The sequence below is a fragment of the Streptomyces sp. NPDC030820 genome (genome assembly GCF_055572075.1).
Map to the genome: position 1 here is coordinate 82,475 of NZ_JBVIEB010000005.1, position 14,323 is coordinate 96,797.

General features: G+C 70.6%; 8 protein-coding genes, 1 tRNA gene and 1 other RNA gene. 3 read left to right on the forward strand and 7 right to left on the reverse strand.

All coding sequences use genetic code 11. From position 1 onward, the window contains the following. A complete protein-coding gene (locus ACZ418_RS15360; protein WP_468362478.1) occupies window positions 1–2,430 on the reverse strand; it encodes a DNA polymerase III subunit gamma and tau in 2,430 nt (809 codons plus the stop codon). Between the two features lie 79 nt (window positions 2,431–2,509). Continuing rightward, an RNA gene (gene ffs / locus ACZ418_RS15365) (signal recognition particle sRNA small type) lies at window positions 2,510–2,604 on the reverse strand. 121 nt (window positions 2,605–2,725) lie between these two features. Here ffs and ACZ418_RS15370 point away from each other — a divergent pair. The 3 genes from ACZ418_RS15370 (at window position 2,726) to ACZ418_RS15380 (ending at window position 7,521) form a co-directional block, all read left to right on the forward strand. Next, window positions 2,726–2,810: transfer RNA gene (locus tag ACZ418_RS15370), tRNA-Ser, on the forward strand. A 178-nt stretch (window positions 2,811–2,988) separates the two neighbouring features. Continuing rightward, a complete protein-coding gene (locus tag ACZ418_RS15375; protein ID WP_468362480.1) occupies window positions 2,989–5,442 on the forward strand; it encodes an ATP-binding SpoIIE family protein phosphatase in 2,454 nt (817 codons plus the stop codon). Window positions 5,443–5,835: 393 nt separating this feature from the next. Then, on the forward strand, window positions 5,836–7,521 hold the full coding sequence (locus tag ACZ418_RS15380) for an RICIN domain-containing protein (RefSeq protein ID WP_468362482.1): 1,686 nt from the start codon (window positions 5,836–5,838) through the stop codon (window positions 7,519–7,521). Window positions 7,522–7,914: 393 nt separating this feature from the next. On the opposite strand, the gene ACZ418_RS15385 is transcribed toward ACZ418_RS15380, so the two are convergent. From ACZ418_RS15385 to ACZ418_RS15405, 5 genes are all read right to left on the reverse strand, one after another. Further along, a complete protein-coding gene (locus tag ACZ418_RS15385; protein WP_468362484.1) occupies window positions 7,915–10,350 on the reverse strand; it encodes a non-reducing end alpha-L-arabinofuranosidase family hydrolase in 2,436 nt (811 codons plus the stop codon). Between the two features lie 219 nt (window positions 10,351–10,569). Beyond that, window positions 10,570–11,355: a hypothetical protein gene (locus ACZ418_RS15390; RefSeq protein WP_468362486.1), complete on the reverse strand. Its 786-nt coding sequence runs from the start codon at window positions 11,353–11,355 to the stop codon at window positions 10,570–10,572. Further along, window positions 11,352–11,882 (reverse strand): SigE family RNA polymerase sigma factor, encoded by a 531-nt coding sequence (locus tag ACZ418_RS15395; protein WP_158927019.1) that lies wholly within the window; start codon window positions 11,880–11,882, stop codon window positions 11,352–11,354. Before ACZ418_RS15395 ends, ACZ418_RS15390 begins: the two co-directional genes overlap by 4 nt. 143 nt (window positions 11,883–12,025) lie before the next feature. Then, window positions 12,026–12,997 carry an expansin EXLX1 family cellulose-binding protein gene (locus tag ACZ418_RS15400; RefSeq protein ID WP_468362488.1) on the reverse strand — a complete coding sequence of 324 codons (972 nt, stop codon included), beginning with the start codon at window positions 12,995–12,997 and terminating at the stop codon, window positions 12,026–12,028. A 578-nt stretch (window positions 12,998–13,575) separates the two neighbouring features. Beyond that, a partial coding sequence (locus tag ACZ418_RS15405) for a tetratricopeptide repeat protein (RefSeq protein ID WP_468362490.1) occupies window positions 13,576–14,323 on the reverse strand: 748 nt, incomplete at its 5' end.

A 14,323-nucleotide genomic window follows, 5' to 3' on the forward strand; every position in this document is an offset into this window, starting at 1 on the left:
TTACTCGTTCGAGAACTCCTCCACCACGGTCGCGCCCAGTTCCCGCACGATCAGTTCGTGGCCGGAGAGGGCCGACTCGTCCAGGTCCGGGTCGTCGTCCTCGGGGATGTCGTCCTCGGGCGCGACGGGGGGCGGCTCAGGCGCGGCGGCGGGCTGGGGGGCAGGCGTGGGTGCCGCCATGGCGGAGCCGGGGCCGGCCTGGGGGGCCGCGGGCGCCTGCGGGGCCGGCTGGGGAGCCGCGGGGCGGGATGCGGCCGGGGCGCCGTAGCCACCGCCACCGCCGGCGGGAGCGCCGTAGCCGCCTGCGCCGCCGAAGCCCGAGCCCCCGGCGGGCGGAGGTGCGGAACCGCCGCCGGACGGGTCGACGACCGCCTCGATCTTCCACTGCACGTTGAACTGCTCGGCCAGCGCCGCCCGCAGCACGTCCTCGCTGCCGCTGCTGGCGAAGTTGTCGCGGGCACCGGCGTTGACGAAGCCGAGCTGGAGGGTGGTGCCGTCGAAGCCGGCCACCTGCGCGTTCTGGCTGAGCAGGATCCAGGTGAAGCGGCGGCGGTTCTTGACGGCCTCCAGGATGTTCGGCCAGAGCATGCGGGGGTCGAGACCACCGGTCGGGGCGGCCGCAGGCGCCGCCGGGGCTGCGGGGGATGCCGGGGCCGCCGGAGATGCCGGGGGCTGCTGCTGGGCTGGGGCGCGGCCGGGGGCCTGGCCCTGAGGTGCGCCGCCCGCAGGTGCCGCTGCCGTGGGCCAGCCACCGGGGCGTCGGCCGCTTCCGGCGGCTGCGGCGGTGGGCCAGGCACCGGGAGCGGCAGCAGCCGGGGTGGGAGCACCGGCCGGGGCCTGGGCAGCGGGGGGCGCGGAAGGCGACGCCGGGGCCTGGGCGGCGGGGGCAGAGCCCGCCGGGGTGGCGGGGGCAGCCGCTGCGGGGGGTGCCGTGGGGGCCGTGGGCGCGGGGGCGGCCGGAGCCGGACCGCCGGCACCGGAGCCGCCCACACCGGGCGCACCGGCGCCCGGACCACCAGCACCCGGACCACCGGCACCCGGACCACCAACGCCAGGCCCACCGACCCCTGCACCACCGGCACTCGGACCACCGGCACCCGGCGTGCCGACGCCGGCACCACCCGCACCCGGCCCACTGGCCGCTCGTACCGCCGCGCGGGCCGCTGCCGGGCCGTTGCCGGGCGGTACCGAGGGCAGGGGGGCGCCGGTGCCGTGGCCCTCGGGGCCGGGGACGTAACCCATGGCGGGCATGCCGGCCCCGCCCGAGAAGTGGACGCCGCGTTCGAGACGGTCGAGGCGGGCCATCACCGAGCGCTCGTCGCCGTAGGCGGCGGGCAGCAGCACGCGCGCGCAGATCAGTTCCAGCTGGAGGCGGGGCGAGGTGGCGCCGCGCATCTCCGTCAGGCCCGCGTTGACGAGGTCGGCGGCGCGGCTCAGCTCGGCGGCGCCGAAGGTGGAGGCCTGGGCCTGCATGCGCTCCAGGACGTCGGCCGGGGCGTCGAGGAGCCCCTTCTCCACGGCGTCCGGCACGGCGGCGAGGATCACCAGGTCCCGGAGCCGCTCCAGCAGGTCGGCGACGAAACGGCGCGGGTCGTTGCCGCCCTCGATGACACGGTCGACGACCTCGAAGGCGGCGGCCCCGTCACCGGTGGCGAAGGACTCGACGACGGAGTCGAGAAGCGAGCCGTCGGTGTAGCCGAGGAGAGAGGTGGCCATGGCATATGTCACACCCTCCTCGCCGGCGCCGGCGAGGAGCTGGTCCATGACGGACATGGAGTCACGCACGGAACCCGCGCCGGCCCGCACGACGAGGGGCAGCACGCCGTCCTCGACCGGGATGTTCTCCTTCTGGCACACCTCGGCGAGGTAGTCCCGCAGGGTGCCGGGCGGCACGAGCCGGAAGGGGTAGTGATGGGTCCGCGACCGGATGGTGCCGATGACCTTCTCGGGCTCGGTGGTCGCGAAGATGAACTTGAGGTGCTCCGGCGGCTCCTCGACGACCTTCAGCAGCGCGTTGAAGCCGGCCGACGTGACCATGTGGGCCTCGTCGATGATGTAGATCTTGTACCGGCTGCTCGCAGGGCCGAAGAACGCCTTCTCGCGCAGCTCACGGGCGTCGTCCACACCACCGTGAGAGGCCGCGTCGATCTCGATGACGTCGATCGAGCCCGGGCCGTTGCGCGCCAGGTCCCGGCACGACTGGCACTCGCCGCACGGCGTCGGAGTGGGACCTTGCTCACAGTTCAGACAGCGGGCCAGGATGCGCGCGCTCGTCGTCTTGCCGCAGCCGCGCGGACCGCTGAACAGGTACGCGTGATTGACCCGGTTGTTCCGCAGCGCCTGCTGCAGCGGGTCGGTGACATGCTCCTGCCCGATGACCTCGACAAAGGTCTCCGGGCGATAGCGGCGGTACAGCGCGAGAGACGACACGCATACGAGGTTATAGGCGCCCACTGACAACCGGGCCCGGCCGCGGGCGCCCCGGCGAAGCCCGGAACCACCCGGGAACGCAGGGGCCCCCCACGCACCCGCCAGAGCCGACCTACCCTTGCTGCCTTCCGGCCCTGGGGGAGTTCAGTCAGATAGCGCCGCGTGAGGGGCTGCGCCCCACACTACCCGATCGCGGCGCCCCGGCTGTACCCGATCACGCCCCACGGCCGCACCCGATGCGGGCCTGCGGGAACGAGTTCGCGAGCACTCCCCTCGGTCATGTAATGTTTCCGGCGGAGGATTCGCCTAGAGGCCTAGGGCGCACGCTTGGAAAGCGTGTTGGGGGCAACCCCTCACGAGTTCGAATCTCGTATCCTCCGCAGCCGCCCACCTGGGCAGACGAAGGCTCCGACCGGATCAAGGTCGGAGCCTTCGTCGTTCATGATCAGCAGTTGTGAAACCACGACCGCAGGAGCAGCCTGGACGCACGATCGCGGATCGCGGGCAGACCCCTCGACTTCACAGGGACAACCGGTCGGCAGGACGAGGGCGGTAGGCATGGCAGAAGGCGCCGCCGTACCCGGCGAGCCTCACTCGGCGTGGCGGGAGCGGGCACAGGACGCCGGGGTCGTGGTGGATCCGCAGGGTGTGGTGGTCGCGCTGAGCAAGGGCGCCTGCCAATTGCTGGGGTACGAGCCGGCGGACGTGGTCGGCCGGGCTGCTGCCGAGCTGCTCACCGAGCCTCTCCCGTTGGCTCTCCGGCACAGCTGCGCCCAGCGGCAGAGCTGGAGCGGGCGCGTCACCGTGCGGCACCGTGACGGCGACCGTCTGGCACTGGCTGTCCAGGCCCACCCACTGGTGGACTCAGCCGGGGAGGCGTACTGGTTCCTCACGGTGGCACGCCTGAGGCCGTACGCGCCCTCGCCGGGCGACGGCGGTGCACCGGACACCGCGCTGCTCAAGCAGTGGGCCCTGGACCAGCTCCCCCTGCCCATGGCGTTGTACGACCGCACCGGGGTGCGGATCGAGATCAACGCCGCTATGACGCGCGCTACGGGCAAGCCGGATCACGACCTGCTCGGCTGGCCCGTGGGGCACTCCGCCTCCGGCCGGACCTTCGCGGATTCCCGGGGCGCCGCCGAGGCCCTGCGGCAAGTGGTGGCCACCGGCGAACCCGTGACGACGGAACTGCACGGGATGGGCCCCGGCGATGCCGCCAGGCGTGTCTGGCTGCTGTCGTTGTACCCCGTGCGCGACCCCGGCGGCCGGATCTGCGGCGTGTCGGCCGCGGCGGTGGACACCACCGAGCAGTTCCGTGCCCGGCAAAGGATGTCCATCCTCAACGAGGCGGGGCTGCGAATCGGTACCACCCTCGACCTCGGTCGTACCGCCGATGAGCTGGCGGAAGTCAGCACGGACCACTTCGCCGACTTCGCCGTGGTGGACCTGCTCGACAGCGTCCTGCGGGGCGAGGAGTCGACAGCCCGCGACCGCATGCTGGTCCTGCGACGAACCGCTCAGCGTTCCGTACTGCCGGGATGCCCTGAATCGGTGGTGGCGCTCGGGGAGACCTACACCTACCCCGAGAACTCCCCTCCCGGGCACGCTCTCGCCGCGGGACACGGCGCGGTGCACCGGACCAAGGACATTCTGCGCTGGTCGGAGGAGACCTCCCCAGAGCGTGGCCGCAGCATCCGCACACATGGAATCCACTCCGTCATGACAGTGCCACTGCGGGCACGCGGGGTGACCCTGGGGCTGGCCCTGTTCTTCCGCCACCGCACCCCGGACCCCTTCGACGAGGAAGACCTGCGGCTGGCCGAGGAACTCGGCGCCCGTGCGGCCGTGCTCGTCGACAACGCCCGCCGCTACGGCCAGGAACGGGCCACCGCGCTCGCGCTGCAGCGGACCATCCTCCCGCCGCACCTCGCACTGGAGCACCCCGCCATCGAGGTCGCCTCCCGCTATCTGCCCGCCCACACAGATGCCGGCATCAGCGGTGACTGGTTCGATGTGATCCCCCTGTCGGGCGCCAGGGTGGCGCTCGTGGTGGGAGACGTGGTCGGGCACGGCATCCGGGCCTCGGCCACCATGGGCCGGCTGTGCACGGCGGTACGCACCCTGGCCGACGTGGACCTGGCACCCGACGAACTGCTCACCCACCTCGACGACCTCGTGCTGCGCATGGACCGTGAGGAGGCCACCGGCCGCGACAGTCACCCTGACCACCCCTCGGGGGAAGTCGGGGCCACCTGCCTGTACGCGGTGTACGACCCCGTCTCGGGTGGCTGCGCCATGGCCAGAGCCGGCCACCCGCCCCCGGTCCTGGCCACCCCCGACGGCACGGTCCGCTTCCTGGAACTGCCGGCCGGGCCGCCTCTGGGCCTGGGCGGCATGCCCTTCGAGGCCGCCGAGTTCCACGTCCCCGAAAACAGCGTCCTGGCCCTGTACACGGACGGACTGATCGAATCCCAGGTCCGCGACCTGGACGACGCCTGCGAGCTGCTACGCACCGGACTCGCCGAACCCGGCCGCCCACTGGAGGAGACCTGCGACCGGATCGTGCACGACCTGCTCCCCCAGCCCCAGACGGACGACGTCGCTCTCCTTCTGACCCGGACCAGGACCCTTGGCACCAGCCAGGTCGCCACCTGGGAACTGCCCGCCGAACCCTCCGTCGTAGCCCTGGCCCGTGAACTCGCCGGTGAGCGTCTGGCCGCCTGGCACCAGCAGGAAGCCGCCTTCACCGCGGAACTCGTGGTGAGCGAACTGGTCACCAATGCCATCCGCTACGGCTCCCCACCGATCCACCTGCGGCTCATCCGTGACACGGCGTTGATCTGCGAGGTCAGCGACGCCAGCAGCACAGCCCCGCATCTGCGACGCGCCCGCCTTTCCGACGAAGGCGGCCGGGGCCTCCTCATCGTCGCTCAGCTCTCCCAGCGGTGGGGCAGCCGTCACACCCGCACCGGCAAGACGATCTGGGCCGAACTACCCCTCACCGCTGCGTAGCATCGATCTCCATCCGCGGGGAAGTCCGGTGGCGGGCGTGGTACGCGGTAAGCGGCAGGGCAGGGAGCAGCCATCAGGCGTTCGCCACCGCCGGCGTCAGCCGTGCCGCGCTCCGCAGCGAACGGGAAGCGGTCAAGGCGAAAAAATCTGTGGCTCTTCGCGGCAACCTTTTCGGCCTCTGGGACCACTCAGCGTTGTCCGGCCAAGTGGTCCGGTCCGATGCAACGGCTGAAAGAGAGCACAGGCGTGTCCCTGGAACGAGAGCACAGACATGTCCCCGGCCCACCCACGTCATCGGTGACGTCCCGCACCGACGGCGGTGTTCGCGGTGGTCGCCCCAAGCATCGTGGCCGGCGGTTGCTCGCGCGTCGGGGTCTGTGGGCTGGTCTCGCCATGGTGGTCGTGGCCGGCTCGGCTGTCGTGGTCAGCCAGGCTTCGGCCGAGCAGAAAACCCTGGACCTGAAGAAGTGGTACGTGCTGGTCAACCGCAACAGCGGCAAGGTGCTGGATGACCGCGCCTTCGCCACGAACGACGGCGCGGCGGTGGTGCAGTGGAGCCGTCATGGCGGCCCCAACCAGCAGTGGCGGTTCATCGACGCGGGTGACGGGTACTACCGGCTGCAGAACCGGAACTCCGGCAAGGTGCTGGACGACCTCGGCTGGTCGAAGACCGCCGGCTCCGCCCTCGTGCAGTGGAAAGACCTGAACGGCACCAACCAGCAGTTCAAACTGGCCAAGTCGTCGAATGGCTACGTGCGGTTGGTCAATCGCTTCAGTGGCATGGCTGTCGATATCCACAACGCCGCCAAGACCGACGGGGGCAACGTCGTCCAGAACCGCGACCGGGGCGGCGCCACTCAGCAGTGGCAACTCGTCCCGGCCGGGAGTGTCGGCAGCTCCGGTACGCCCACCGCGCCGAGCAGCAGCGTTCCCACCAGCCAGGCTCCGAGCAGCTCGCACCCGTCGTCGACGCCGTCTCCGACCGCAATCAACAGCAGCTCGACGAAGCGTTTCATGGGCAGCAGCACGGTGCTCATCGGCGGCTCGATGTCCGACGCCTCGGCGGCCGCCGCGCCGTTCGACGTGCGGTACGCCTATGTGCACAGCCAGCCCGCGCCCTCGTCGGACTACTACACGGCAGCGCGCTGCCACGACGACTGGTCGGGCTGGTGGGGCTGCTGGAACGGCAGCACCACCGCGCCCGGAACTTACGTGACCTGGCGGGACAGCGTGGCGGCCCAGGCGACGTACAAGGGCAGCGCGCGTCCGCAGAAGATGCTGTGGACCTGGTACTCGTTGCGCGACCTCGGGGATGCGGCAGGCGAGGGCGACGGTCCGGGCGAGGTCAAGGCCATCAACAGGACCGACCTGCTCACCCGGTACCTGAACGACTACCGCTTCTTCCTTCAGAAGATCGGCACGTCGCACGACGCGATCGACCTCGAGCCCGACTTCTGGGGCTACGTCCGGTCGCTCGGCAATCCGCACCAGGTTCCCGCACAGGTCACGGCCTCGAATCCGACGGACTGCGGATCGCAGGAGAACAGCGCCACGGGCCTGGCCCAGTGCCTGATCTCGATGGCGCACAAGTACGCGCCGAACACCGCCGTGGGAATGCACCTTTCCTGCTTCGACTGGCAGACCAACACACAGGCATGCGTCAAGGACTACGCGAACCTCGAGGCGAAGAACGCCGACTTCCTGGCCACCGACGTGTCGGACCGCGACGCCGGCTGGTACGCACAGCCGGCCCACGGCGGCAGTGACCACTTCTGGAACGACCAGAAGGCCGCCGCCACGCTGCAGTTCTACAAGACGATGGCCGAGTCCGTGGGCAAGCCGGTGGCCCTGTGGCAGATCCCCGTGGGCAACATGGCGCAGAACAACACCCTCAACCATTACAAGGACGACAAGGTGGACTGGTTCTTCGCACACATGGACCAGGTGGCGAACGCCCATGTCGCCGGCCTGTTCTTCGGTCCAGGACAGCAGGAACAGACCACGGTCGAAACCGACGGCGGAAACCTGATCAACAAGACGATCGCGTACCACAACTCAGGCGGTACAGCACTCAAGTAGGCGAAGCTGACGAATGCGCCCCCATCGCTTCGATGGGGGCGCATTTCGTCATCTTCGTCGGGCTGAGGACTTCTCGGTCGGCGCCGGCCGTGCCGCCGTCGGTGCGGGCGCCGATCGAGGCGGCCTCGGCGAAGGGGATGATCGTGCTGACAGGTGACGGCGGGGAAGCCGAGTTCGACCGCGAGGCCGGGACAGCGCGGGCCGTCCCGGTCGATGAATGCGCCGATGTGGCGGAAAGTGAATGCGGCCCGGGACGCCGGCGCCCACACCGCGCAGGAGCAGGAGCCCACCCATCAGCCCGACAAGCCTCGCCGAGCCTCCGTCTGGTCCCCAAACGATGGGAACCCCAGCCGGCGCACGGCTGGGGCTCCTCGACGAGGCGGTGAGTAGCGGTCAGCGCTGCAGGGTGAGGACGCCCGGCCGCCACGGCAGTCGGTCGTAGGGGCCGCTCGCGGTGGGGGACTTGCCCTGGTAGAGGAACTGCAGGTTGCAGGGGTCGATGGTCATGGTCTGGTCGGGGTTGGTGCGGACCAGGTCACCGTGGCTGATGTCGTTGGTCCAGGTGGCACCGCTGTTGGCCTTGCCCGCGAAGGGGTTGCTCTCGCTGGCGGCCTGCGGAGTCCAGGAACCACTCAGGCTGGTGGCGGTGAACGAGCGGAAGTAGCGCTGCTCGTTCGCCCCCCGAGCCTCGACGATCATCAGGTACTGGTTCTGGCCCTGGACCTTGTAGACCTGCGGCGCCTCGAACAGGTTCTTCACCGAGTCGCTCATGACCGTCGTGTACGACGAGCCGAAGCTTCCCGGGAAGTTCCCGATCGGCATGCTCGCCCGGTAGATCTTGCCGTTGTCACCGGCGAAGAACAGGTAGATGTTCTGGTCGTCGGCGATCAGTGTCTGGTCGATCGGGCCGGTGGGAGATTCAGTCTTGGGGATGCTGCCGGTGAACAGCGGCTGCGGCGCGGACCAGCCGTTGGGGTCGGTGGGGTCGCTCGACGTGCGGTACACGAAGGGCGACGCGCCCCACTGGGACGCCAGCACCCAGATCTTCTTGGGCGCGAAGTAGAACAGCGTGGGCGCCACCGCGGACTGGCTCATCCCGGTCTGGCCGGCCGACGCCATGTCCGACCAGTTCGTGAAGGGCCTGAACATCATCGAGCCGTACGACGATCCCGACACGCTCGACGCGTAGACCAGGTGCTTGCCGTTGTACACCACGTCGGTGAAGTCCTTCACCGCGTCCCACCCGTTCGCCGACTGCGCCAACGCACCCGTCGACGACCACCGGTATGTCGACGGAAGAGCACACGTGCCGCCCGCCGGCGCGGGCGTCGAAGCTCTTAGGTTCCAGTGCTGGTGGGCGCCGCCGTTGGAGTCCCAGATCTGGACGGGAGTGCCGTTGGCGGTCCGACCGCCGGGGATCTCCAGCGCCCGGCCGCTGGCGACGTTGATCAGCGTGTAGGAGCCGTCACTGTTGCGGCCGGCCCGCCAGTGCTGGTTGGCGCCGCCGCCCGAGTCCCAGACCTGCATCCTCGTCCCGTTGCCCGTCTGGTTGCCCGGCTCGTCCAGTACCCGGCCGCTGGCGACGTTGGTCAGCGTGTAGGAGCCGTCGCTGTTCCGGGCGGCCCGCCACTGCTGGTTGGAGGCACCGCTGGCGTCCCACACCTGGAGCGGGGTGCCGTTGCCGTTGTACCCCGCGGGCTCGTCGAGAACGCGTCCGGCGGCCACGTCGGAGAGCGTGTAGACCGTGCCGGAGGTGATGCCCCCGCCCGGCGTGCCGCCACTGCTTCCGCCCAGGGCGGTGAGCACCGCGTTGTAGGCGGGCTTCTTGTTGCCGCTCGCGTCGAACAGCAGCGGGTTCTCACCGGTGCGCCAGGAGTCGCTGTCGCGGATGCCCCACACCGTGATGCCCGTGCAGCGGGCGACGTTCATGCACGCCTGGACGGTGTTGGCGTACGCCGTCGGCGACGCTTGGGCGATGTCGAGCTCGGTGATCTGGACGTCCACGCCGAGCGCGGCGAACTTGGACAGAGTGGTCTGGTAGCTGGCCGGCGGGCCACCTGCGCCGAAGTGGCTCTGGAAGCCGACGCAGTCGATCGGTACACCGCGGGACTTGAAGTCCTTGACCATCGCGTAGACGCCCTGCGTCTTGGCATCGGACCAGTTCTCGATGTTGTAGTCGTTGTAGCAGAGCTTGGCCGAGGGGTCGGCGGCCCGGGCCGTGCGGAAGGCTTCCTCGATGAAGCCGTTGCCCAGCACGTCCTGGAACACCGAGCTGCGGTGCTGACCGCTGCCGCCGTCGGCGAACGCCTCGTTGACCACGTCCCAGGCGTAGATCTTGCCCTTGAAGTGGCTCATCTCGGTGGTGATGTGGTTGTCCATCACACTGCGCAGGGTGTTGGCGTCGGTGATGGACTTGACCCAGCCGGGCAGTTGGGAGTGCCAGACCAGGGTGTGCCCGCGCATGCGCTGGCCGTGCGCGGCGGCGTGGCCCACGATCGAGTCGGCCGGGCCGAAGTTGAAGTTCCCGCGGGACGGTTCGGTGGTGTCCCACTTCATCTCGTTCTCCGGGGTGATCATGTTGAACTCCCGGTCGAGAATCGTGGAGTACGTCGAGTCCCCGAGCCTGCCCGAGGACACCGCCGTACCGAAGTAACGGCCGCTGCCGGCCGCTGCACCGGCCAGGGTCGGCGTGCGGGCCTTGGGCGTGTGTGCGGCCTGGGCGACCAGGGGTACGGCGGCACCCGCGGCGGCGAGGACCACGGCGGCGGCGAGCACGCGGCGGGTTGCCGGACGGCGGCGATGAGAGCGGTTCTGATCTGACAAGGGCATGTCCTTCTGGCACAACGGGCCTTGATCCGGCCCTGGTTACTCGCCAGTTGCCGCCACGCACACAAAGGTTGCCGCGATCGCGGGAAGAATTTTCACGGCCGCCGTCACCGACCATGGACGCCACCTACGCCGACTGGACCCCGTACCAGCAGTTCGGGTACTTGTTTTCCCACGGAGCTGTGCGGCAAGGGAACTCGTCCCCTTGCCGCACAGCGGCGTTCACCGGGTCGGGACGAACCCTCCCCGGGCCGACGCGGGGCCGCTCGGACCCTGTGCGTCGACGCGGTAGCCGTCGCCCGCGGCACTGCGCACGCCGGTGCCGTTGTTGAACTGGGCGGCGAACTCATAGCTCCCGGCCGGCACGGTCAGGCCCGGCTTGAGGACCCAGCGGTAGACCAGCGTGCCGCCGGCCTCCTGAGCGGTGACGGTGAAGTCAGCACTCGGCAGGGTCTGCCAGGTGCCGGTGATCTTCACCCCGCCGGTCTGCACGATCCGCATCTCGATCGTGAGCGAGGTGAGCGGCCGGGTCGTCTTGAGGGCGAGGTTGCTCTGCGTCCAGTAGACGGTGCTGTGCGGGTCCACCGAGCCGGCCGACCACAGTGCCCCGTTGTGGCTCTCGCCGGCGGTCGGCGATGGACTGGTGGCCGACGGAGTCGGGCGCGCGCTGCCCGGGGTGGTGGCGGGGGCCGGCGCGACAGGGGTGGGGCGGCCCGATGTCGGGTGCGGGGAGCTGACGGTCGGGGACGGGGTGGCAGGCGTGGTCACGGTGGCCGACGGCGACGAGTGCGCGACGATGGCGGCGACGGCGAGGCCGCCGGTCGCCAGGATGCCGGTGGCGGCGAGCCCGGCGAGCGCGACCCTGGTCCCGGACCTCGCGAACGGCCGCGCGCGGTGACGGACGGCGGGGCCGGCCATGCCGCGTTGCACCCGGGCCAGCATCCTCGCACGGTCGGGCCGGTGGGCCTCGGCGGCCTCGCGCAGCCGACGGGCGATCTCCTCGTTCACCGGTTCCTCCTCCCTGCCACCAGGTCCCCGACCGCTCGCGCGCCCAGTATCCTTTCCAGCTCGGCCATTCCCTTCGAGGTCTGGCTCTTCACCGTACCGACCGATATGCCCAGCGCTGCCGCCGTGTCCTTCTCCGACAGGTCGAAGGCGTGCCGCAGCACCACGCAGGCGCGCTTGCGGAACGGCAGCCGGGCGAGCGCCGCGCGGACGTCCAGCACGGCCGCCATGTCCGGCCCCTCCACCTTCTCGGGGCTGCGGGACCAGAACAGCGTGATCCGGAGTCGCTCGCGCACCGCGCTGCGGATCCGTCCGCGCGCCAGGTTGGCCACCACACCGCGGGCGTAGGCGAGCGGGTGGTCGGCCTGCCGCAACCGGTCCCAGCGCTGCCACAGGGCGACCAGGGCATCCGCCGCGAGGTCGTCCGCCGCGTCGGTTTCGCCGGTCAGCAGGTGTGCTAGACGGGCGAGTTCGGCATAGTGGCGTTCGAAGAATTCGTGGAACTCCGCGGACGCGTCATCGAGGACCATCCCCCGGTCGCCCTCTCCTGGCAATGATGTGCGCGTTGGTTGCGCGTTTAACAATCGGGGCGGCAGCCTAACAGTGCCCAGCCCCGGATACGAACGGCACTCGTGCTCGGTTGCGGGCCGGTGAAGGCTGACCGGCGGGCTGGTCAATGCCGGGCGAACTGGACGCCGGTCGGCTGCGCGACGTCCGGCCGCACGGCGATGCCGTCGACGGTCAGCCGCTCCCCGTAGATGTCGGTGATCCTGAGCGCCCCGCCGCAGCCGGTGCCATCGGCGGACAGGAAGTAGTTGTAGTCGGTGCGGGGCAGCCGCCGCCAGCCGCCGGCGGTCCGCACCTCCAGCGCGGCCACCGGGTTCCGGTGGCCGATCACCTGGATCCCGCACCACCACTTGGTGGACCCGGTCTTGTACCGGATGGCGATCGTGCCCGGCAGGTCCGGGCTCAGCAGCGACCAGGTGATCGCGAGCCGGCCCACCGACAGATCGGCGAGCTTGGCGAACGCCTGCCGGCTGAGGTCGAGTTGCCCCGGCGCGCAGGGCGACGGGCATTCGTTGACGATCCGTACCGTGATGGTGGCCCCGCTTGCCGCGCGGACCAGCACGTAGGCCCCGCACGCCTTGGCCGACTCGTAGTCGGTGACGTTCATCGCCGCGACCATCAGGTCGTCGGACGCCCCGTACAGGCAGGAGCCACTGCCGTCACCAGCGGCGTAGGCGGTGGCGACTCCCTGGTAGCTGACGGCCGGTCTGATCCGTCCGGCCAGGGCCGCCACCCTGGAGCTCGCGGGCGCGGTACTGGTGGCCGAGGCCGTCGCAGTGGCCGAAACCGAAGGCGGCGTGGCCGAGGCCGAGGCCGGGATCGTGGGACTGGCCGAGGCCGTCGGGTGCACCGTCGCACCCGCACCGCCGCCCACCGCCGACCCGGCGTCGGACGGGGCGGCCGCCCGCGCGCCTGCGGCGGACGCGTCGGCTGCCCGCCCGGCACCGGTTCCGCTCCCGGTGAGGACGGTCAGGGCCAGGCACACCAGCACACCGACGACCAGCAGCCCCAAGGGAATACCCGTGACCAGTCCGCGCCTGCGCCACGGTTGCGGCGCGGCGTGCTTCGTTGCCCTCATGCCCGTCCATCCGGTAGTTCGACTCGGCCTTCCGGCTCCCAGTTGCCGCAGGAGACGAGAAGGTTGCCGCCCCGACGCTGATTTCTCGGCGACCGGCGCACGGCACGAAAGGGATCTGAAGAACATCGGATACGGCGGCACGCACCGCCGTAACCGAACGCGCCGCCGCATTGTCGCGGGCGCGGTCGCGGTACTCGTGGCCGGCGCCGGCGCCGGCGCCCTGGCGCTCAGCGCGAGCGCCGCGCCGGCCGTCGACATCATGGTGGATGCCGGTACCCCCTGGGCACGGTGTCCAGCACTGCTGTCGGCCTCAACACCGCCGTCTACGACCCGAACTCGGCGGGGCCGGGGGGCGGCCGGCGCCGGAACTGCGGGCGGCGCTGCGGCGCGAGCCGTCGGTGCTCGGCCGTATGGCACGGGTCCTGCTCGACTGCACGCCCTCAACGCTCGCGGCCGCCGGCTCATCGGACCGCACCCGGGCGCCCACCCCGTCGCGGCGGCCCACCGCTCCTGGCTCACCAGCCAGGTCTTCCACGACAACCCGCGCCGCCACGGACGGCCGCCTGATCGAGATACTGCTACCCGCCCTCGATCTCCCTCAGCGCTCGCTCCGCTTCGTCGTCGGCACCGACCGCGCGCAGCGACTCCGCGGCTGCCTCCCGCACTGACTGCACCTCACCCTCCGCGCGCCCCGCCTGCGACAAGGTCCGCGCCAATTCGGCCAGCGCCTTACCTCGTCGGAAGCCGTCCCCCACCTCCTCGAACAGCGCTGCCGACCTTTTCCCTGCTTCCTCCGCCGGACCGAACTCGCCACGGCCTCGCAGCGCCATACCGAGGTTCAGCCACGCCATGGCTTGAGCGTGAGTGTCGCGGAGGCCGCCGAAGGCGTCGAGAGCCTGCTGATGGGCGTCCAGGGCTTCGTCGTAGCGACGCAGATCGTGAAGTGTATTGCCGAGGTTCATCCACGTCGTGGCTCGGGAGTGGGTGTCGCCCAGGGCACCGAAGACGTCGAGAGCCTGCTGATAGGCGTCCAGGGCTTCCTCGTAGCGACGCAGATCGTGAAAGGTGGCGCCGAGGTTCATCCACGTCGTGGCTCGGGAGTGGGTGTCGCCCAAGTCGCCGAAGACGTCGAGAGCCTGCTGATAGGCGTCCAGGGCTTCGTCATAGCGACGCAGCTCCTGAAGTGTATTGCCGAGGTTCATCCACGTCGTGGCTTGGCCGTGGACGTCACCCAGGGCACCGAAGACGTCGAGAGCCTGCTGACGGGCGTCCAAGGCTTCCTCGTAGCGACGCAGCTCCTGAAAGGTGGCGCCGAGGTTCAGCCAC